Origin of the sequence: Streptomyces cupreus (genome assembly GCF_014257025.1) — a bacterium.
Classification (GTDB): domain Bacteria; phylum Actinomycetota; class Actinomycetes; order Streptomycetales; family Streptomycetaceae; genus Streptomyces; species Streptomyces cupreus.
The window spans coordinates 107,464-127,140 of the sequence record NZ_JACMSF010000011.1; the positions used below are offsets into that span (position 1 = coordinate 107,464).

Below are 19,677 nucleotides of genomic sequence, written 5' to 3' on the forward strand. Positions count from 1 at the left end.
GCACTAATTTGGGTGGAGCGGATCCCGTGCGGGGTTCGCTCCACCCTCTTTTCCCCGCCCTGAGGGCTGCCGGAGATGGACGGTAACGACGAGCGGCCGAGCCCGACCACGGTGATGGTCGTGGACGACGTGGCGGCGAACCGCTACGCCATGGGCGCCGTGCTGCGCCGCGCGGGGCACCGGGTCGTGCCGGTGGCGAGCGGCGGCGAGGCGCTCGTCGAACTCGACGCGCGACTGCACGACGGCGCCCTGCCCGATGTGGCTCTCGTGGACGTCGGGCTGCCGGACATGAGCGGCTTCGAGCTGTGCCGCCGGGTGCGGGCCCGGCCCTGCACGGCGGACCTGCCCGTCGTCCACTTCTCCGCCACCGCGATCGGTACCCGCGAGCGGTGCATGGGCCTGGACGCGGGCGGCGACGCCTATCTGACCGTGCCGGCCGAGCCCCAGGAGATCCAGGCCGTCGTCCGGGCGGCGGTGCGCGGGGCGCGCAGACGCGGTGACTTCGAGGTGCTCGCGCACCGGCTGACCCTGCTGTCCGAGGCGATCGTCACCGTGCAGGCGGCCCGCTGTCCGCGGGAGCTGGCCGACGCGGCCGCCGAGGGCGCGGCCCGGCTCACCGGCACCGACGCCGTGGTCTTCGTACTCGGGCCGGACGGCGAGATGGACTCGGGCACCTCCAGGAGCCGGCTCGCGATGCCGGACGCGGGCGCGCACGAGGCGGTGGCCGGGCTCATCACCCGGATCGCCAAGGGACGGACCGGAGTACACAGCACCGTCGTACCCGCTCCGCTGTGGCCCGCCGGGTTCTTCGGGGCCGGCCGGCAGGACGACGCCCGGCTGGTGCTGGCGTTCACCCAGGAGGGACGGACACCGGTGTGCGTCGCCACGCCGGCCCGGCGCACCCCGCTGGACGACGCGTCCCTGTTCCGGCTCGCCCAGGCCACCGCCTTCGCCGCCGAACCGCTGTTCATGTACCGGGCGGAGCGGCATATCGCGCTCACCCTCCAGCGCAGCTTCCTGCCCGAGCCGGAGCGCCTCCCCCGGCTGCCCGGCGTCGACCTCGTCGTGCGGTACGTGCCCGCGTCCCGGGAGACCGAGATCGGCGGCGACTTCTACGCGGCCCTGCGCACCCCGAGCGGGTTTCTCACCGCGGTCGGGGATGTCGTCGGGCACTCACTGGAGGCGGCCACCGTGATGGTCGAGATCCGGCACGGCCTGCGCGCCTACTGCGTGGAGGACGGCGACCCCCGGGTGCTGGCCGAGCGGCTCGACCGGATGCTCCAGCACTACCACCCCGACGTCACGGCGACCGTCTGCCTGGTCCTCGCCGACCCCGGCACCGGGCGGGCCAGGATCGCCGACGCGGGCCACATCCCGCCGCTGATCGTGCGCGAGGACGGCGCCGCCGACTATGTGCGGGTGCGCGGCCCCCTCCTCGGCCTCGGCCTGGACCGTCCGGAACCCACCGAGGTGACCCTGGCCCCCGCCGACCGCCTCCTGATGGTCACCGACGGCCTGATCGAGACCCGCGGAGTCGACCTCGCGGTCTCCATGGACCAGCTCCGCACGGCCGCCGGCGCCGCCCCACCGGGCCTGGACCCCCTGTGCGACACCCTTCTGGACCGCTTCGGCCAGGAACAGGAGGACGACATCGCCATGCTGGCGCTGCGGCTAGGGTGAGCGGTGTTGCCGTAGAAACAGGAGTGCCCATGCCGCAGATCACCGTCGAACGTTCCCCGGCGCTCGACCATGTCGACTGGGAGGCGTTCGCGACCGCGCTGCACCCGGTGGTCGTCGAGACGGCGGCGGCCCGTCTTGAGGCGTGCAAGACGCGGGTTCTGCGCACCGAGGACGAGGCGGTCGGCGCCGAGGCGGAGGGCCACGCCATCGTGCAGGTCACGCTCGCCCTGCTCGCCGGACGCAGCGACGAGACGAAGGCGCGGCTCACCGAGGCGGTGCTGGAGTTGCTGCGCAAGTACGTCGAGCCGGTGGACGGGCTCAAACTGCACCTGTCCGCCGAGGTACGCGACCTCGACCCGTCCTACCGCAAGGTCGAGCTCTAGGACGCCAGCGCGATCAGTCGGCTGACCAGGTCGCTGAACGGGCCCTCGGCCGGCTCGTCCTTGAGCAGGCGGCGCAGTAGTGCCGTCAGCTCCTCGTCGTAGGCGGCGCTCACGGCGGCCAGCGCGGCGAAGTCGTGCACGAGCTGGACCTCCAGCTCGGCGCGCGGGATGCGCCGGCCGTCCAGCCAGATCAGCGCCGTCGACTCCGCCAGCGAGATCCAGGAGCGGACGACCAGCTCAAGACGCGCGGGCGGGTCCTCCACCCGCAGATGCGACAGGATCTGGACATACGCGGCCTGCCGTACGGAGTCGATGAGCGCGTTCGTGGTGGACGAGCCGACCGCCGGGCCGCCGCGCATCAGCGCCGAGAAACCGGGGCCGTGCTCGTCGACGAAGTCGAAGAAGCGGCTCATCACCCGCAGCAGCCGCGCGCCCAGCGGACCCTCGTGCGGCTCCACGAACCGGGACGCCAGATCGTCCGAGGCGCGCTTCAACGCGGCCTCGTACAGGCTGAGTTTGCCGGGGAAGTAGTGGTAGACCAGCGGACGGGAGATGCCCGCGGCCGATGCGATCTCGTCGATGGAGACCTCGTCGGGCGAGCGTCGGCTGAAGAGTTCGAGGGCGACGCCGATCAGCTGCTGCCGTCGCTCCTCGACGCCCATTCTGCGGCGTACCCCGGTAGTCATACGAACACCTTACCGATCGGATTCGGCCCTCGAACGGGCCGCACCGGCCAGGGGTGTTCACATGTCAAGCACCAGACGCCCACCGCGTGCCCGTGACACACAGATCAGCATCGAGTCATCACGCTCCGCGTCCGTCAGCAGCTCGTCCCGGTGGTCCACCTCGCCCTCCAGCACCCGCTGTTGGCAGGTCCCGCAGAAACCCTGCTCGCAGGAGTACAGGGTGTCCGGCAGCTCGGCCCGTACGGACGCCAGCACCGACGAGTCGGCCGGAACCGTCAACACCCGACCGCTGCGCCGCAGTTCCACCTCGAAGGAGCCGTTGCCCTCGGTCGAGGAACGTGGCGCGAACCGCTCCAGATGGACCTGCGGCGCCCACTCCTCCACCGCCGCCATGAGCCCCTCGGGACCGCAGCAGTAGACGGCCGCGCCCTCCGGCACCTCAGCGAACAGCGTGTCCAGATCCGGCAGTCCGTCCTCGTCCTCGGCGACCACGCTGACCCGGCCCTGCCCGGCGTCCAGCTTCTCGATCTCCTCCAGGAACGGCATCGATGCCCGCGTCCGCCCGCCGTACAGCAGCCGCCAGTCGGTGCCCTCGGGCAGGGCGCGCAGCATCGGCAGGACCGGTGTGATCCCGATGCCCCCGGCGACGAACACATACGCGGGAGCCGCCACGAGCGGGAAGCGGTTCCGCGGCCCGCGCACCTCCAGCTCCATGCCCTCCCGCACCTGCTCGTGCACCTCGCGCGAACCGCCCCGCCCGTCCTCGACGAGCCGTGTGGCGACGGTGTACGACGAGGTGTCCTCCGGATCCCCGCACAGCGAGTACTGCCGGACAAGACCCGAGGGCAGCACCAGGTCCAGATGCGCGCCGGGCTCCCAGCGCGGCAGGTCGTGCCCCTCCAGACGCAGTCGTACGACCCCGTCGGCGACCTTCTCGTGCGCGGTCACCAGCAGGCGCAGCGCCCGCGTCCGGGGCCGCCCGGAGACCGGCTCGTCCAGCGCCGGCATCGGCCACAGCGGCGAGGCCTGGATACGGCGGCGCATGGCCCGCCTCGCGAGGAGCGCGGCGCCCGCGACGGCCACGACCGTCCTGAGCCTCGGCATCACTTGGTCCCCTTCTCGGCGGCGAGCGCGGCGACGGCGGCAGGGGAGGAGGCCAGATAGGCGACCGCCTGCTCGGTGGAGCCCTCCTGGGAGGGGTGGTAGTCCCGGCTCAGGTAGCGCGGGATGGAGCGGAGCATGTCCCCGGTCGAGGGCAGCACCCCGCGTCGGCCCCGGACGTAGAAGGCGCGGAAGCTCGCCTTGCCGTCCAGCAGGGTCGGGTCGTTCTCCATGAAGAAACGGGCCCCGCGCTGCCACAGGAACACCAGCGCCGTGAACGCCGTCGCCCAGGTCCGCACGCGCCGCCGGTAGCCCCCGTCGACATGCAGGAACAGCTCGAAGGCCACGGACCGGTGCTCGACCTCCTCGGCGCCGTGCCAGCGCAGCAGGTCCAGCATGGTGGGATCGGCGCCCCGACGGTCCAACTCCTCGGCGTTCAGCACCCAGTTGCCGAGGAACGCGGTGTAGTGCTCGATGGCCGCGATCAGCGCGACCCGCTCCATCAGCCACCAGCGCCGCGCGCGGCCCGGTGGCAGCGTCCGGTCCCCGAGCAGCTTCTCGAAGAGCCAGTCCACCTGCGCGGTGTACGGCGTCGGATCGAGCCCCAGCTCCTTGAGGTGCGGCAGCACCTCGTCATGGGCCTGGGAGTGCATCGCCTCCTGGCCGATGAACCCGATGACGTCCTCGCGCAGCCGCTCGTCCCGGATGTACGGCAGAACCTGCTTGTACACATGCACGAACCACCGCTCACCGGCGGGCAGCAGCAGATGCAGCACATTGATGGTGTGCGTGGTGAACGGATCACCCGGCACCCAGTGCAACGGGGTGTCCTCCCAGGAGAAGGACACCTTGCGCGCCTTGAGCGGCGTCCGCTCGTCCTCGACGGGCAGGGGCACCCGGGCCTGCTTGTTAGACATGGCGTCAATGTACTGACGGGTAAGTCCGAGGGAAACCCTCGTGCACCGACTTCTTGACGCTCTTGTGGACTAGGGCCTGTCCGGCATGATCCGCCGGACAGGCCCTAGCGCAGCCCGCTGATCGCCCGCCCGTTCTGCAGCGTGCCCTTCAGCTCGGCCTGTGCCCCCTGCTGGGTCTTCGCCGCCAGCACAGCGCCCTCGGCCGAGGCGCTCACCCCGCCCGTCGTCCGGATGGACTCCGTGTCCCCGCTGCCCGCCGCCAGCAGGTACCAGGACCCGGCCTGCGACTTCCACAGGACCCCGGCCAGCACATGCGGATCGCGTGGGCCGCACGCCGGGACGTTCTCGGCCTTCGCCGCCACCGCCCCGTAACTCCCGCCCGAGGTACGGAACTGGGCCAGCACGCGTGTGCCGCCACCCCGCCAGGTCTCGGCGCGCGTGCACACCCAGTCGGCCGAGCCGCTCGACTCCGGCAGCGGCTGCCGCGCGTACGCCCAGGCGTTCACCGTCCGCACCCCCTGCACCCGCAGAGCGGACAGCGAGCAGGCGTACGGCGCCCAGGTCCGCAGCTCCTCCGTGCCGGATGCGTCCTTGACGGAGTCCGGCCGCCCGGCCGTCAGCCGTGCCGGGACCAGCTCACCGAGGTCCGACATCAGGCGCGCACCCTCGCCGTCGGTCACCTGAAGGACGTTCCAGGACGTGCAGCCGGACTGCTGGGCGGCCGGGCTGGCCAGCGGTGAGGTCACCCCGTCGGTCAGCGTGAGCGCCATCGCCCCGGAGCCCGGCTTCAGCAGGTCCCGCTCGGCGGCCTTCTTCACCCACGGCGCCATCAGATAGCGGACGTTGCCGTCGGACCGCCCCAGCACCAGGGCGTTCGCCTCGGCGCCGGTCGCGTTGTCGACCCGCGCGAAGTCCATGGCGGCACCGGCCGTGCCGTCCTTGGGCTCGGCGTAGCGGGCGATGCGCAGTCCGTCGTAGAGGATCACCACGCGCGCGCTGTCGACGGCGCCCGCGTACAGGAGTTGCGGCGGGCCCGCCGGGCCGCCGGAGGGGGTGCCGGGGGTGGCGGAGACACGGACCTTCTCGCCGGGGCGGGCCCAGACGGCGAGGGCGCGGCGCAACAGGTCCCGGTCGCCGGTGAGTTCGCCGCGCGCGGGCCAGACGGAGAAGTCGCCCCGGGACGCGGACTGCCAGGCGGCCGGGGGGACCTTCAGCAGCCGGCTCGGGTCGAGAGCGGCCTCGGCGGCCGGGTTCTGCGCGTACGCCGGAGCCGCCGCGCCGTCGGGGCCCCAGCCCTCACCCGGCAGCCCGAGCAGCGCCCCGCACACCGCCAGCGCGGCCCCGGCGACTAGGGCGGCCTTCATGTGCTGACGCCGCCGCATCAGATCGGTGGGCCGGGCCTGGAGCGAACAGGGATCGAACTCGGGGGAGTTGAGCAGCGCGTACCGCGCGGCGACCCCGCCGGCCTCCTGCAGTGCCGCGTCCACGTCCTCGGCCCCGGCCGCCGTCAGCATCGTGCGTACGTCGTCGTCGGGGAGCTTCTCCAGGCCGCGCAGCACGTACGCCGCGCGTGCCGGGCCGCTCAGCGCCGAGAGCTGCTGGTCGAGGGCGAGCTCGTCGGCGCCGCCCGAGCGCGGGAAGAGCCGCAGGCCCCACACCTGGGGCAGCAGCGGCGGGAGTTGGGACCGCTTGGGCCACGCCCTGCGGGCCAGCGGCAGTCCCGCCTCCAGCGCCGCCCGCACTACGTGGAGGCGGAGGAAGGCGTACCCGGGATCGCCCTCCCGGCCTGTCGACTGGGGCGGGATCACAGGCGTGGACGTGCGGCCCCGGGGCAGCGCGCGCTGGGTGAGGGCGTGGGCGGTCAGGACGCGCCGGTTGCGGCCGAGGCCCGGGGGCAGGACCAGGTAGGCGAGCCTGACCAGCCGGGGGTAGTGCTCGACGAGGGCGGCCTCGGCCTGTTCGACGTCGACGACGGGGCCGGTGGCGGAGGCGGGTGTGGGGCGCGGGGCGACATCCTGTGACTGCACGTCCAGCCAAACGAGCGAACCGTTGTTTGGTCACCTCCACCCGGGTGACTCACTCTCCGGGTTCGACCAGCTCCCGAGCGTAGTTCGCCATCGACCGCTGATAGCGCGGCAGATGAGGCGCCAGCGCGCCCAGTACCAGGGAGAGCCCCTCGCGGTCCCGGCCGAGGCTGGAGAGGCAGAGCGCGAGAGTGGCCCGTACCGCGTCGTCCAACTCGTCGGAGGGCGCGTCCAGCTCCGGCGTCAACAGCTTGACGCCCTCCTCGGCCTGCCCGATGTTCCGCAGCGAGCTGGACATCTGGATCTTCGCCCGGCGGCCCTTGTACCCGCTCAGCCCGCGCTCCAGGGCCTGACGGTAAAGCGGTACGGCCTTGTCGGAGTGGCCCGTGGAGTCCCAGGCGCAGGCCTGCTCGAAGGGGCCGAGCGGGCTGTCGTCCGGGAGTTCGGCGACCAGGGCGTCGATCACGGCCCGGAAGTCGGCGGCCTCCTCCTCGGCGTAATCGTCGAAGCCGGCCCAGGCGGCGGTCACTCGGTCGTCCCAGTCTTGGTTCACGGCGTCACTCTCGCACGCGCGCGTGCAGCCCGGCAGCGGTATTTTGAGCGGTCCGTGCGCGGGAGCCGTATCCACGGGGAGGCCCCTGTATGGAGGAACAGATGAAGGTGACCCGACCGATGCTCGCGGCGGTGGCGGTGCTGATGCTCGCGGGGTGTGGCTCCGGCGGCGACGAGAGCGCCGTACCGGAGACGGCGTCCGGCAGTCTGGAGCAGTTGGCCGCCGAGGTGAAGTGCACGCCCGACATGCAGACCGACGCCGACGAGATCCGGCAGGCCCTCTGCAAGAACACCGGCGGCAAGTTCGTCCTCGCGACCTTCGCCACCGACCGCGGTCAGCGCGAGTGGCTGAACGGGGCGAAGGACTACGGCGGCTACTACCTCGTCGGCCGCAAATGGGTCGCCGTCGGCGCGGAGAAGACGGTCACAGCGCTGCAGAGCACGCTCGGGGGGACCATGGAGGAGGGTTCCGCCCACATGAATCCCGGTGGCAGTCACAACAACAGTGGCAGCCACCACGGCTGACCGAACAGTCCGGAACCAAGCGAAAGCCGGCGGTGGGAAATCCCACCGCCGGCTTCCCCATGGCTCAGAACTACTGGCAGTCCTGGCCGCTGTTGATGCAGTTGACCATCTCGTTCATCAGGTTCTCGTCGAAGAAGTTGATGAAGTCGTTGTGGTCGGTGATCGGCTTGTGCAGCTGCTCCGGGAAGGAGTCGATCGCGAACGGGTTCACGACCTGCCCGTTGTTGATCTGCGGGGCCGGGACGTCGTAGACCAGGCGGACCTGGAGCTGGGGGATGGCCTGGAAGCCGTTCGAGCAGCTGCCGTCCGCCTCGACGAAGTCCACGTGCGTGCGGTGGTTGGCGCTGTCGATGTTCTGGCCGTCCCAGCAGCTCTGGAAGTTGGACGTCCGCACCACGCTGCTGCCCTCGGGGCAGATCGGGTACTTGTCCGTCACCTGCCGGTCCTCGAAGCCGGTGCAGCTCCAGGAGGTGTTGGCGTTGTTCAGGCCGTTGGTGAAGGACTTGGCGTCACCGGTGATGATGCGCAGGGCCGTCGGCATCGCGACGACATCGCTGGTCCGGTTGCCGACGAACTTCAGCTCCGCCTGGCTGGCCTCGACGATCTTGCCGACGTTGCCGTCCTGACCGCCACCGGCCTGACCCTGGTCGATGTCCTGCGTACCGTCCTGGATACGCAGCACCGGCCAGAAGTACGACGACTTGTCACCCTGGTTCTGGCAGGTGGTGTCGCCGTTCGCCAGGTCCTCGTCGCTCGCGAAGGCGTTGTTGGCCTGGTTGCCGACGTAGTCGTGCTGGTGCTGCGCACCGTTGCTGACACCGGGAGCGACGATCACGTTGTCCGAGTTGCGGTTCTCGTTCTCGTTGACGCCGCAGTTCGTGGTGAAGCTGCCCGTCGAACCGCCGTCGCCGTTCGCGGCCAGACCGTTCGGCAGGTTGCGCGAGTTGGGCTGGACGTCCTCGATGTTGATGAAGTCGTCGGCCACCGGGCCGTTGCCGGCCTGACCGCCGTTGCCGCCCTGCTCCTGACCGCCGTCCTGATCCTGGTCCTGACCGCCGTCCTGACCGTCGTTGTTCTGGTCCTGACCGTCCTGACCGTCCTGACCGTCGTTGTTCTGGTCCCCGCCGTCGCCGTCGACGACCTGCGGCTGCTCGGCCGGGACGCCCTGGCACTCGGCGAGGTCCTGCAGACCCTGCGGAGCCTTGCCACCGACGCGGTTGATGTTGATGCCGATCCGGTCGAGGGTGGCCACCCGCTTGGACTTCAGCGGGCCGAGGATGGCGTTGTTGACGTAGTTCGGGTCACCCGCCTGCGCCTGGCGCGTCTCGGCGAGACGCGTGTAGGCGTCCGTGATCTGCCTGTCGAGGAGCGCCAGCTCCTTGGCGACGCCTCCGCGCGCGCTCTCCGGCACGTCCGTCAGCTTCTGGCCGACGTCCGGGCAGTTGATCGTCGCGACCTGGGCGGCCGTGGCCTTCGTCCGGTTCCCTCCGGAGTCGTCTTCATGTGCCGAAGCGTAGAAGTTGGCCCATACAAGCCCGCCCCCACCGAGCGCTAGGGCCGCCGATGCGGCTATGGCCTTGGTGGCCAGCGGCGTACGGCGTTTTCTTGTGTTGCGTCCCATGGAACTCCTCTGACTTCCTTGCGGGGCAGCGAGGCGCCCGACAGGAGTGAAGCGGCTCCCTCTCATACGGAGGGCGTCCCACGGGTGTTCAGTCGTCTCGGGAATTGATGGGAAGTTGGTGAGGGCACTGTGGAACCAACTTCCCCAGAAATACCGGGAGTTGTTGATCCCGCACGGCGGGTGCACGGGCCGGTCCGTTTTCAGCGGCCGTGGTCGAGATACGCGAGAACCGCCAGCACGCGACGGTTGTCGTCGTCCGACACCTCCAGGCCCTATTTGGCGAAGATATTGGCGGTGTGCTTCGCGATCGCCCGTTCCGTGACGACGAGCCGGTCGGCGATCGTCGCGTTCGACCGCCCCTGCGCCATCAGCTCCAGCACCTCCGTCTCGCGGGGCGTGAGCCGCGCCGGCGGCTGGTCGTCGGCCGCGCGCCGGGTCAGCAGCTGCTGGATCACCTGCGGGTCCATCGCCGTACCGCCCGCCGCGACCCGCCGTACGGCGTCCACGAACTGGTCCGCGTCGAACACCCGGTCCTTCAGCAGATACCCCACCCCGCCGCTGCCGTCGGCCAGCAACTCCCGTGCGTACAGCTGCTCCCGCCACAGCCCCGCCGCCAGCGCGAACCCCTCCAGCGGGTACAGCACCAGCACGGCCGGCAACAGCGCGGTCACGAAACCCGCCGTCATGTCGACCGGCAGCCACCGCAGATCCCGCCAGGTCGCCGGGTCGCGCAGCATCCCGAAGGTGCGGGTCCAGGGGTTGGCGTCCTTCGGTATCGGCCGGTACGCCGGAGGGATCCGCACCCCGCCCCACTGTGCCGCGATTACCCGCCGCCAGTTCGCGAACGCCCGTACCCCCGTCAGCACCCACGGTGTCGTCACGATCCCGACCCCGATCGGGATCAGCGCGATGGACACCAGGGAGAGCGTGAAACAGAGAACGGCCCCCGGCAGCAGCACCAGCGCAAGCCCGGGTCCCCGTAGTGCCGCCAGCACCATGCACCGTGCCCTGCTCTTCGCCTCTGTGGTCGTCATGCCGCAAGTCTGGACGAGCCGGGGGGAGCGGGTCACGGGGCCGAACACCCCGCTCAGGGGGTGGTGCCAGATACACCCCCGGGCTCAGGGGGTGGCGCCAGGAGCACCCCCGGCCGACGCCAGCACCTTCGCCTCCACCTCCGGGTCCAGGCCCTTCGTCGACCGGTCCAGGCGCTGCGGCGCCGTACCGCCGAGGCCCTGCAGCCAGCTCCAGGTGTCGGCGACGGTCTCCTCGACGGGGCGGCAGCGCAGCCCCGTCGCCACGGCCCGGGAGACGTCCGCAGAGTGCAGCGCGTCGTGCAGATCGCTGCCCGGCGGCACCCACACCGGCAACTGGATCCAGGGTTCGATCCCGGCCTCCAGGATCAACTCCGGCTCGGTCCAGCGCAGTTCGGCCCGGCCGCCGGTGACCGCCGCGCACGCGTCGAGCAGGGTGCCCATCGTGGCGTGTCCCGAGGGGCCGATCAGGTTGTACGGGCCGCTCAACTTCTGTTCCGCGGCGCCGAGGATCCACTGCGCGAGGTCGCGGACGTCGACGTACTGGATCGGCAGCTCCCGCGGTCCAGGGGCCAGCACCGGGCCGCCGCGGGCCATACGGTTCAGCCACCAGGGCAGCCGGCCGACGTTCTCGTACGGCCCGATGATCAGCCCCGCCCGCACCAGCGCCGAGCGGTCGGGCCCGAAGGCGTCGAGGACGGCCAGCTCGGCGCCGCGTTTGTCCTGGGCGTACGCGGTCTGCCCGGCGTCGGGGGAGGCGCCGGTCACCAGTGCCGCGTCCTCGGTGTAACCGGCGGGCGGGGCCCAGTCGTACACCGAGCAGCTGGACACGTAGACGTACCGCGCGACGCGGTCCCGGAGCAGCTGTGCGGCGTCCCGTACCGCGCGCGGCGCCGACGACCAGGTGTCGACGACGACGTCCCACTCGCCGCCTTCCTCCAGCGCGGCGAGCCCGTCCGGGGCGGTGCGGTCGCCGTGCAACGCCCTTGCCCCGGGCGGGGCTTCGTGCCGCCCCCGGTTGAAGACGGTCACCTCCCAGTCCCGCCCGAGCGCCGCCTCGACCACGGCCCGCCCCACGAACTCCGTACCACCCAGCACCAGAAGTCTCATGAGGGTGACTCTGCCCTGCTCGGGCGCGGCTGGGAACAGGACTCTGCCGTCAGCAGATCACCTCGGCGGTCGCCAACAGCTCCCGCAGGGCGTCCCGGACGGTGTAGTCGAGGTGCCGGCCCTCGGTGTTCATCACGTCGGAGGCGACCCGGCGCGGCGATTCGGCCGCCCGCCGCAGCGGGGCCACGGCGAAGCGGGGGAGGAGACCGATCTCAGTGAGTGTCTCCACGGCGCGCAGCTCTCGGGGGTAGAACCTCTCGGTCGAGGCCAGGGGGCGGGCGATGGGCTCCACGGTGTCCTCGGTGCGGCCGGTGATGCGCCAGACGGCCAGCGCGGCCTCGGCCCGGTAGGCGGCGATCCGGTCGGCGGCGAGGAACGGCTCGATGAGCGGCAGCAGGGGCCTGGCTGCGGGGCCGAGCTCACCGGCGCGGCCCGCCGACCACGACGACTCGTCGCGCTCCAACTCCCGCCGCAGGACGGCCAGGGCAGGCCCGGGGTCCCCGCTCACCCGGTGATGCGCCACCGCGGCGCGCGTCCGCAGGTCGGCGTGGTCGATCCCGGTCGCCGCCAGCAGCGCCCGCTCGGCCACTTCGCCGCCCGCCGCGCCCAGCCGGCCGAGCACCTCCACGGCGGGCCCCGCGTACCCGCTCGACAGCCGCGGCACCAGTGCGGCCAGCTCCTCGACGATCTCCGCCGCCACCTCCGGGTACCCCGTCAGCACCCCCGTCAGATACGGGGACATCTCCTCCGGCCGATGGGCCATGGCCCGCGCCACCGCCCGCGCCACGGGCAGCGCGTCGGCCCCGAAGGTCTCGGTCACCGCCACGACGGCCCGGAACACCTCGTACGGAACGGGCGGCGGACCGGAGTTCTCGTGGATCAGCCGTACGGCCTCCTCGATCGCCTCCGGCGCATGCGCGCGGGCCAGCGCGTCGACCGCCGCCGCCCGCGTGTGCGGATCCCCCGCCAGATACGGCCGCACATGGTCCCGTACGCGCGCGTGCTGCTCCGCCGGCAGTACGCAGGCCAGTTGCGCCAGTTCCCGAAGCTCCCAGGACTCCAGCTCGCCCAGCGCCCACGGCAGGACGTCCGCCTCGCGGTCCCGCCAGCGCCCCACGATCTCGAAGGCGAGCGGCACCCCGCCGGCTAGGGCCCGCACGGCTGCCTCGGGGTCCTCCAGGAGGCGCTCGGTGAAGGGCTCGTACGGGCTCGGCCAGTAGCCGCGCTGCCGCTCGTGCGGGTCGGCCGCGTAGGCCCGCGCGCCGATGTCCACCAGGTCGTGGGGGAGCGGCAGTTCGGCCGTACGCAGCAGATCCTCGGCCGCCGCGAGCCGCACCCGGGGCTCGGGGTCCGTGAGCAGCGCGTGCCGCCAGTCGCCCTCGCCCGGTTCCAGCAGCGCCAGCGCGGTCACCACATGGCCGCGCACGACCGGGTCGGGCTCCTGCGTGAGGCGTGCCCGCAGCAGGGGCAGGGCGTCCTGGTGACGGCATGCGACGACGGCCGACAGCACGGCGTGGCGGGTGCCCGGGTCGGCGTCGTGCGCGTAGGGCAGCAGGGACGGCAGCTCGGCGGTGACCGTCCGCCGTGTCGGTTCGGCGCCGTCGGACCAGTCGGTGCGGTCCGCGAGATCGCCGAGCAGCTCCAGCAACTCCGCCCGGTGACCGGGCAGTTGACGGGCGAGCCGGGCCAGCTCCGGCACCGCGCGCCCCGTCGCCGCGGCGAAGTCGTCGTCGCGCCACGCGGCGGAGACCAGCCACCCCAGCGCGGCTTCGCGCACGGCCACGTCGTCGGACTCCATGTCCCGCAGCAGGTCGGCCACGTCCGGTATGCCGTCGATCTCCATGGGCGCACGATACGCACAAGGGGCGCCCACCAGATGGCGGGCGCCCCTTGTCGGGAGGCTGCGGATCAGACCTGGCCGGCCTTCTCCAGGGCGGAGCAGCAGGTGTCGACGATCAGGCGGGTCACCACGTACGGGTCGACGTTGGCGTTCGGACGGCGGTCCTCGATGTAGCCCTTGCCGTCCTTCTCGACCTGCCACGGGATGCGGACCGAGGCACCACGGTCGGAGACGCCGTAGGAGAACTTGTCCCACGGGGCGGTCTCGTGCAGACCGGTCAGACGGTCGTCGATGCCGGCGCCGTAGTTCTTGACGTGGTCGAGCGGCTTGGAGCCCTCACCGAGCGACTCGCACGCGGTGATGATCGCGTCGTAGCCCTCGCGCATCGCCTTGGTGGAGAAGTTGGTGTGGGCGCCGGCGCCGTTCCAGTCGCCCTTGACCGGCTTGGGGTCGAGGGTGGCGGCGATACCGAAGTCCTCGGCGGTGCGATAGAGCAGCCAGCGGGCCACCCACATCTGGTCGGAGACCTCCAGCGGGGACAGCGGGCCGACCTGGAACTCCCACTGGCCGGGCATGACCTCGGCGTTGATGCCGGAGAGGCCCAGACCCGCCTTCAGGCAGTTGTCCAGGTGGGCCTCGACGACGTCACGGCCGAAGATCTCGTCGGCGCCGACGCCGCAGTAGTAGCCGCCCTGCGGGGCCGGGAAGCCGCCCTTGGGGAAGCCGAGCGGGTAGCCGTCCTTGAAGAACGTGTACTCCTGCTCGATGCCGAAGATCGGCTCCTGGGAGGCGAACTTCTCGGCGACCTCGACCAGCGCGGCGCGGGTGTTCGTGGGGTGCGGGGTCATGTCGATGTTCAGGACCTCGCACAGGACGAGGATGTCGTCGCCGCCGCGGATCGGGTCCGGGCAGGAGAAGACCGGCTTGAGCACGCAGTCCGAGGCGTGGCCCTCGGCCTGGTTCGTGGAGGACCCGTCGAAGCCCCAGATCGGCAGCTCGGCGCCCTTGGCGTCGTCGCCAAGGATCTTGGTCTTCGAACGCAGCTTGGCCGTCGGCTCGGTGCCGTCGATCCAGATGTACTCAGCCTTGAAGCTCACGGGCCACATCCTTCGGGGTGGGTCTCTAGGCGCACTTGCGGGTGCTGCGGCGCTGCGGCACTGGGGCGCCGCGCTTGATGCCCGCGAGCCTGTCAACAGGCGATTTCCCGGTCATTGCTCGAATGTGAACCCCGTGTTACCTGGTGGTGCTGTGGTGCGACTCACGCTGTGAGGGCCGGGCGGACGGCGGCGAGGGCGGTCGTGGAGCGTGCGGCCGCCGTCCCCCGGACTCGTATGCGATGAGATTGAGCGGCGACCGGCTGCCCCCCGCGGTAACAGCCGGTCGCCCTCAGGGGTGCCTCAGAGGCGCCCCCGAGGCCGGAGCTCGGGGCTCACCCCACCTTCTCGATCACGGCCCGGCGGATCAGGAACTTGCCGGGCTCGCGGACCTGCTCGAAGGCCGCGTTGTTCAGCAGGACACAGGAGCCGGAGACCGAGGTGACCTCCACCGTCGTGGACTTGTTGTTGTCCAGGTTGGTGACCTTCAGCTTGGTGCCGGCCGGGAACTGGTTGCTGGACGCGGCAGGGGCGCCGCCCTCACCGGAGAGGGTGACGGTGGAGCCGTTGCAGACCTGCTCCCCGGCCCCAGCCGCAGGCTGCGAGGGCTCGGCGGGCTGGGCCTGCTCCGCCGGCTGTTCCGCCTCTTCCGACTGCGCGGGAGGCGCGGCGGGCTGTGCGGCCTGGGAGCCCTGAGCCGACTCCCCGACGACGCACCCGGACGCCTCCTGCTGGACCTTGATCTGCTTGATGACCGCCTCGCGGTTGGCGATGCGGGCCTGCGACTGCGCGTCCGGATTGGCCTTCTGGTCCGCGATGAACCGCTCGTTGTTGCCGAGCGCGGTGGCGAGGCCCTGGCAGACACTCGACTCCGCGGCGGTCTTCGGCGGCGCGGCGTTCGAGGTGCTCGCCATGACGAAGGCACCACCGCCCGCCACCGTCGCGGCACTGACGAGCAGCGCGACCTTCTTCTTCGTACTGAGCGTTCTCCTGCGTGACATAGCGCCTCCTGCGAGGTGGGGTGCTGTTCGCCGCTATGTACGAGATACCGAACGAAGTTACTCAGGCGTCACACAAGATATCCAAGTAACCTACGTCACATGGGAGTTGAGGCGTTCAGTCGTCCCCGTCCTCGTAGGCCACGACCGTGTCGTTGACGTGCTGAAGCAGCCCTTGCGTCTGCCGGGTGATCTCCTCCTCGCGTGTCGCGGAGCCGTCGCCCCACTGACCGTTGGCGAACACCACGGACCGCACGGTCATCAGCCGCTCGAAGACTCCTGACGACCCCGGCGGCACGGTCGGCAGCCCCGCCTCCGGCGGCGGGTCGAGGGAGACGACCTGATAGGTCACCGGGTCCATCGACGCCATCATGAACACCCGCGAGGCGTCCTCGGGGCGCTCGAAACTCAGCACGGAGACCGTCACCTGCGAGCGCCGGTCCGCGTCCGTGAACAGGGCCGCGGTCATCCGCGCGCACGGCTTGCCCTGCTCGATCAGCTCGGCCAGCTCCTGCGTCATCCCGGGCGTGCAGTCCGTGGTGGTCGCCCAGTCGACGCGCTCGTAGGTCGAACCGTCCTTGAGTGTCACGGTCTCCTGGGGGAACGCCTGCTCCGGGCTGATGATGGGGCGGGTCAGGAGCGAGGGCAGCGCGCTCGGGGCGTCGGACGGCATGCCGACGTCGACGCGGGGAACCGTGGGGGAGGCGGACGGCTCGGAGGTGGTGCTCGGCGTCGAGTCGGAGGCCGCCGCCGGGTCCTCGTCGTCGCCGCCGGTGAGCAGCAGGGCTCCGGCGACGACGGCCACGGCCAGCACCCCACCCGTCACTCCGGCCGCCACCCGCCGCCCGCGGCGCCGGCGCATCCGTATCCGCTCCTGCTCGGCTGCCCAGGCGGCATGGGGGTCCGGCTGGCCGGGGTACCGGTAAGGGGTCCCTGGGTACCCGTACGGCGGCTGCCCGTACGGTGCGGGCTCCGGCTGCCCGTAAGGTGAGGGCTCCGGTTGCCCGTAAGAATTCTGCGGCTGCCCGTACGGCGTTCCATGGTCACCGAGTGTCATGGCCGCGGAGGGTAACAGCCCGCGGGACCTCCGCTCACGCCGAGCGGCAAACCGTCAACAACCGTATGTGGCCGTTACTTTCGGGACAGCGCGTCCCGCACCGCCTCGTCCGTACGGGCCACGACCGCGGTGCCGTCCTCCGCGGTGATGATCGGCCGCTGGATCAGCTTGGGATGTGCGGCGAGCGTCGCGATCCACCGCTCCCGGGAGTCCTCGTCCCGCGCCCACTCCTTCAGCCCGAGCTCCTTGGCCATGGCCTCCTGGGTGCGGGTGATGTCCCACGGTTCGAGCCCGAGCCGGTCGAGTACGGCACGGATCTCGTCCTCGCTCGGGACGTCCTCCAGGTAGCGGCGGACGGTGTAGTCGGCGCCCTCGGCGTCGAGGAGGGTGAGGGCGCTGCGGCACTTGGAACAGGCGGGGTTGATCCAGATCTCCATGGCGACAACGGTAAGCGGTGGGGTGGACGTCCCCTCTGTTCGAATTCGTGTCGCCCCAGGAGCCTCTCGCTGATCCGCTGTGACAGACCGCCAATTACCTTCTCCACCAGGGAGTTTGATGGCGGAGGCGCTCTGCTGATTGTCAGTGGTGGGCAGTAGACTGGAAGCAGTGTTCGAGGGTGTCGCCGGAGCGTCCGGACGGACGGCGCCCTGACCGCGACAGGAGGATGCCTGTGCCCGCTGCCGCACTGAAGCCGAAGCCGACCCAGTCCACCGCCAAGCGCCCGGTCCTGCTGGACCTGCCGTACGCAGCACCGCTGGAGAAGCGCCCGCTGCCCCCGGGCCGCCCCCGCGAGTGGTACGTCACCCACAACCGCCGCCTCAAGGCCATGCGCCTCGCCATAGCCCTGCTCGACTCGGGCATCTACGTCCCGAACCAGGCCCGCAACGAGACGATCCGCGACACGGCGGAACTGATCGGCGTACATCCCCCGTCGGACACGACGTGCCACATGGTGCGAGCGTTCATGCGCTATTCGAGGTGAGCGCGATGCCGGGTGCCCTGGGTCACGGGGCGCCCGGCACGAGACCTCAACTCGCCGGCGTCCTCCGAGCCGCCGCGATGGCCTCCCGCAGATGGTCCTCGTCGGCCTTGCTGAGCGAGGTCTGCACCAACTCGCGGCCGTACGGGGTGAGTTGCGGGATCACCCAGGCCGGTGGAAAAGGGGATGCACGCCGAGTGCCCGGCTCCCTAGCCTGGACTAATCTCAGCCACCCACGCCCACGGAGGGGAGGCCGTCATGGGCACCATCGTTCTTTCCGGGACCGTCGTCCTCGTCGTGATGGGATTCGGAAACCCTCTCTACTGGCTCGCCGCCGTCGCCGTGCTCTTCCTGTACGTGCAGTACGGGCGGGACGCGTCGCCGACCCCCAAGTCGGGCGGCGGATCCGGCACGATGCCGTCGGACTACCGCGCCTACCGGGACCGCCGCGACACACAGGCCAAGTGGGAGCGCCGCTACCGCCGCGAGCGCCCCATGGAGGCCCGCCGCCAGGACCGCGGTCGTAACCGATGAGCGGGGGTCACAGGCCGGGGGCGCCCCACACCGGGAACCAGCGGGTGAGGTCCTCCTCCAGTCGCAGGTCGTTTCCCAGCGTTGCCCTCACCCTGAGTTCGAGCGCGTTGTCGCGCCGCTGCGCCTCGCCGGGCAGCGGCGCGAAGGGGTAGAAGGTGCCGCGCTTGTAGAGGTAGACCAGGGCCAGCGCGCGGTCCTCGGCCGGGTTGCGGAAGCCCGCGAGGGAGCACAGCAGCTGCGGGCCGAAGCCGTTGACCTCCATGGAACTGTTCACCGCGTGCAGATCGTTGACCAGCTGGGGGAGCTGGTCGGGGGTGCGCTCGGAGACCAGCCAGGAGTAGCCGTAGTCGTCCCGCGTCAGCCGTACGGGCGGTCCGTCGCGCTCGGCGTCCGCGTCCAGCAGCGCCTGGACCTCGCGGTGCGTCTGCTCGAAGACGGCGCCCTCGACGGTGGCGAAGCAGACGGCCCCGCTCCCGGTCGGGACGAACCCGGTGGCCGCCTCCAGGGTGATGGCCGCCGACGGCAACCCGAAGAGCCGGTCCAGATCGGGCGCGACCGGTTTCGTACGGCCGAGCAGGATGTCCAGCAGTCCCATGCTCACGCCCCTCCGGGAGCCGCCGCCTCACCCAACTCGGCGGAGATCCGCCCCAGTTGATCGAGGCGCTGCTCCAGGCTCGGGTGGGTGGAGAAGAGCTGCGCGATACCGGGCTCGCGGCCGAGCGCCGGGGTGAAGTAGAAGGCGTTGAAGGCCTGTGCCGTCCGCAGGTCCTTGGTCGGGATGCGGGCGATGTCCCCGGACACCTTGGTGAGCGCGGAGGCCAGCGCCGAGGGCCGCCCGGTGAGCAGCGCCGCCGCCCGGTCCGCCGCCAGCTCCCGGTACCGGGACAGGGCCCGGATGAGCAGGAAGCTGATCGCGTACACGGCCGCCGACACCCCCATGACGGCGGCGAAGACCACGGCGGTGTTCTGATCGCGGCGCCCACCGCCGAAGAGCTGCGAGTAGAAGGCGAACCGGACGATCAGCCCGGCGATCACCCCGAGGAACGACGCGATCGTGATCACGGCCACGTCCTTGTGCGCCACATGCGACAGCTCGTGCGCCAGCACACCCTCCAGCTCCTGCGGCTGAAGGCGCCGCAGCAGCCCCGTGGTCACACACACCACGGCATGATCGGGATTGCGCCCGGTCGCGAACGCGTTGGGCATGTCCATATCGGATACGGCGACCACCGGCTTGGGCATGTCGGCCAGCGTGCTCAGCCGGTCGACCACGCCGTGCAGCTCGGGATACTCCTCCCGCTCCACGACCCGCCCACGCATCGCGAACAGCGCGACCCGGTCGGAGAACCAGTACTGCGCCCCGAGGAACCCCGCGGCGACCACCACGACCAGCACCCAGGACTTCAGCAACACGATCAGGGCGCCCACGAAGACCACGTACAGCAGTCCCAGCAGGAACAGGGTGACGCCCATACGGGCGGTCAGCCCCCGATCGCTCCGGAAGCGGCTCTGCATCTGCCTCACCCCGCAGTCAGGCACTCGTCC

The 19,677-nt window shown here is 71.2% G+C and carries 20 protein-coding genes and 2 pseudogenes; 5 read left to right on the forward strand and 17 right to left on the reverse strand.

Annotation, left to right across the window (positions count from 1 at the left end; genetic code table 11):
• The first annotated feature begins 75 nt into the window (after positions 1–75).
• Together H4N64_RS13095 and H4N64_RS13100 are read left to right on the forward strand one after the other, a co-directional pair.
• Positions 76–1,680 (forward strand): fused response regulator/phosphatase, encoded by a 1,605-nt coding sequence (locus H4N64_RS13095; RefSeq protein WP_186282440.1) that lies wholly within the window; start codon positions 76–78, stop codon positions 1,678–1,680.
• Positions 1,681–1,709: 29 nt separating this feature from the next.
• Complete coding sequence (locus H4N64_RS13100) at positions 1,710–2,063, forward strand: 5-carboxymethyl-2-hydroxymuconate Delta-isomerase (protein WP_186282441.1); 354 nt, start codon at positions 1,710–1,712, stop codon at positions 2,061–2,063.
• Here the strand turns inward: H4N64_RS13100 and H4N64_RS13105 are convergent.
• The 5 genes from H4N64_RS13105 to H4N64_RS13125 form a co-directional block, all read right to left on the reverse strand.
• Positions 2,060–2,749: a TetR/AcrR family transcriptional regulator gene (locus tag H4N64_RS13105; protein ID WP_186282442.1), complete on the reverse strand. Its 690-nt coding sequence runs from the start codon at positions 2,747–2,749 to the stop codon at positions 2,060–2,062. The two genes, H4N64_RS13100 and H4N64_RS13105, sit on opposite strands and share 4 nt — an antisense overlap.
• A gap of 57 nt (positions 2,750–2,806) precedes the next feature.
• Positions 2,807–3,853 carry a PDR/VanB family oxidoreductase gene (locus H4N64_RS13110; protein ID WP_186282443.1) on the reverse strand — a complete coding sequence of 349 codons (1,047 nt, stop codon included), beginning with the start codon at positions 3,851–3,853 and terminating at the stop codon, positions 2,807–2,809.
• On the reverse strand, positions 3,853–4,767 hold the full coding sequence (locus H4N64_RS13115) for a metal-dependent hydrolase (RefSeq protein WP_186282444.1): 915 nt from the start codon (positions 4,765–4,767) through the stop codon (positions 3,853–3,855). Before H4N64_RS13115 ends, H4N64_RS13110 begins: the two co-directional genes overlap by 1 nt.
• Before the next feature lie 104 nt (positions 4,768–4,871).
• Complete coding sequence (locus tag H4N64_RS13120) at positions 4,872–6,794, reverse strand: hypothetical protein (RefSeq protein WP_186282445.1); 1,923 nt, start codon at positions 6,792–6,794, stop codon at positions 4,872–4,874.
• 49 nt (positions 6,795–6,843) lie between these two features.
• Positions 6,844–7,344, reverse strand: coding sequence for a tetratricopeptide repeat protein (locus tag H4N64_RS13125; protein WP_186282446.1), 501 nt, complete (start codon positions 7,342–7,344; stop codon positions 6,844–6,846).
• A 101-nt stretch (positions 7,345–7,445) separates the two neighbouring features.
• On the opposite strand from H4N64_RS13125, the gene H4N64_RS13130 reads away from it, so the two are divergent.
• On the forward strand, positions 7,446–7,868 hold the full coding sequence (locus H4N64_RS13130) for a hypothetical protein (RefSeq protein WP_186282447.1): 423 nt from the start codon (positions 7,446–7,448) through the stop codon (positions 7,866–7,868).
• A 70-nt stretch (positions 7,869–7,938) separates the two neighbouring features.
• Here H4N64_RS13130 and H4N64_RS13135 read toward each other — a convergent pair whose 3' ends face one another.
• From H4N64_RS13135 to H4N64_RS13175, 9 genes and pseudogenes are all read right to left on the reverse strand, one after another.
• Positions 7,939–9,489, reverse strand: a complete 1,551-nt coding sequence (locus H4N64_RS13135) for a DUF1996 domain-containing protein (protein ID WP_186282448.1) — start codon at positions 9,487–9,489, stop codon at positions 7,939–7,941.
• Positions 9,490–9,689: 200 nt separating this feature from the next.
• Positions 9,690–10,085 (reverse strand): annotated as a pseudogene (locus H4N64_RS13140) (LuxR C-terminal-related transcriptional regulator); the annotation flags it as partial.
• Positions 10,086–10,487, reverse strand: a pseudogene (locus H4N64_RS13145) (sensor domain-containing protein); the annotation flags it as partial.
• A 120-nt stretch (positions 10,488–10,607) separates the two neighbouring features.
• Positions 10,608–11,630 (reverse strand): SDR family oxidoreductase, encoded by a 1,023-nt coding sequence (locus H4N64_RS13150; protein WP_186282449.1) that lies wholly within the window; start codon positions 11,628–11,630, stop codon positions 10,608–10,610.
• A gap of 49 nt (positions 11,631–11,679) precedes the next feature.
• Positions 11,680–13,473 (reverse strand): HEAT repeat domain-containing protein, encoded by a 1,794-nt coding sequence (locus H4N64_RS13155; RefSeq protein WP_186282450.1) that lies wholly within the window; start codon positions 13,471–13,473, stop codon positions 11,680–11,682.
• Between the two features lie 65 nt (positions 13,474–13,538).
• Positions 13,539–14,567: a glutamine synthetase gene (glnII, locus tag H4N64_RS13160; protein ID WP_186282451.1), complete on the reverse strand. Its 1,029-nt coding sequence runs from the start codon at positions 14,565–14,567 to the stop codon at positions 13,539–13,541.
• Positions 14,568–14,899: 332 nt separating this feature from the next.
• Complete coding sequence (locus H4N64_RS13165; RefSeq protein WP_186282452.1) at positions 14,900–15,565, reverse strand: RlpA-like double-psi beta-barrel domain-containing protein; 666 nt, start codon at positions 15,563–15,565, stop codon at positions 14,900–14,902.
• Positions 15,566–15,680: 115 nt separating this feature from the next.
• Positions 15,681–16,424, reverse strand: a complete 744-nt coding sequence (locus H4N64_RS13170) for a hypothetical protein (RefSeq protein ID WP_260859701.1) — start codon at positions 16,422–16,424, stop codon at positions 15,681–15,683.
• A gap of 269 nt (positions 16,425–16,693) precedes the next feature.
• Entirely contained in the window at positions 16,694–17,056 is a 363-nt protein-coding gene (locus tag H4N64_RS13175; protein WP_186282454.1) for an arsenate reductase family protein, read from the reverse strand.
• Between the two features lie 233 nt (positions 17,057–17,289).
• On the opposite strand from H4N64_RS13175, the gene H4N64_RS13180 reads away from it, so the two are divergent.
• Positions 17,290–17,601: a hypothetical protein gene (locus H4N64_RS13180; protein ID WP_186282455.1), complete on the forward strand. Its 312-nt coding sequence runs from the start codon at positions 17,290–17,292 to the stop codon at positions 17,599–17,601.
• A 46-nt stretch (positions 17,602–17,647) separates the two neighbouring features.
• Here H4N64_RS13180 and H4N64_RS13185 read toward each other — a convergent pair whose 3' ends face one another.
• On the reverse strand, positions 17,648–17,764 hold the full coding sequence (locus H4N64_RS13185; protein WP_260859702.1) for a DUF1269 domain-containing protein: 117 nt from the start codon (positions 17,762–17,764) through the stop codon (positions 17,648–17,650).
• Between the two features lie 92 nt (positions 17,765–17,856).
• On the opposite strand from H4N64_RS13185, the gene H4N64_RS13190 reads away from it, so the two are divergent.
• Entirely contained in the window at positions 17,857–18,132 is a 276-nt protein-coding gene (locus H4N64_RS13190; RefSeq protein WP_186282456.1) for a hypothetical protein, read from the forward strand.
• 7 nt (positions 18,133–18,139) lie between these two features.
• Here the strand turns inward: H4N64_RS13190 and pspAB are convergent, their stop codons facing one another.
• Both pspAB and htpX read right to left on the reverse strand, forming a co-directional pair.
• Positions 18,140–18,727, reverse strand: a complete 588-nt coding sequence (pspAB, locus tag H4N64_RS13195; RefSeq protein ID WP_186282457.1) for a PspA-associated protein PspAB — start codon at positions 18,725–18,727, stop codon at positions 18,140–18,142.
• 2 nt (positions 18,728–18,729) lie between these two features.
• The gene (htpX, locus tag H4N64_RS13200) at positions 18,730–19,647 is read right to left on the reverse strand and encodes a zinc metalloprotease HtpX (RefSeq protein ID WP_186282458.1); all 918 of its coding nucleotides are present in this window, start codon (positions 19,645–19,647) and stop codon (positions 18,730–18,732) included.
• Between the last annotated feature and the right edge of the window lie 30 nt (positions 19,648–19,677).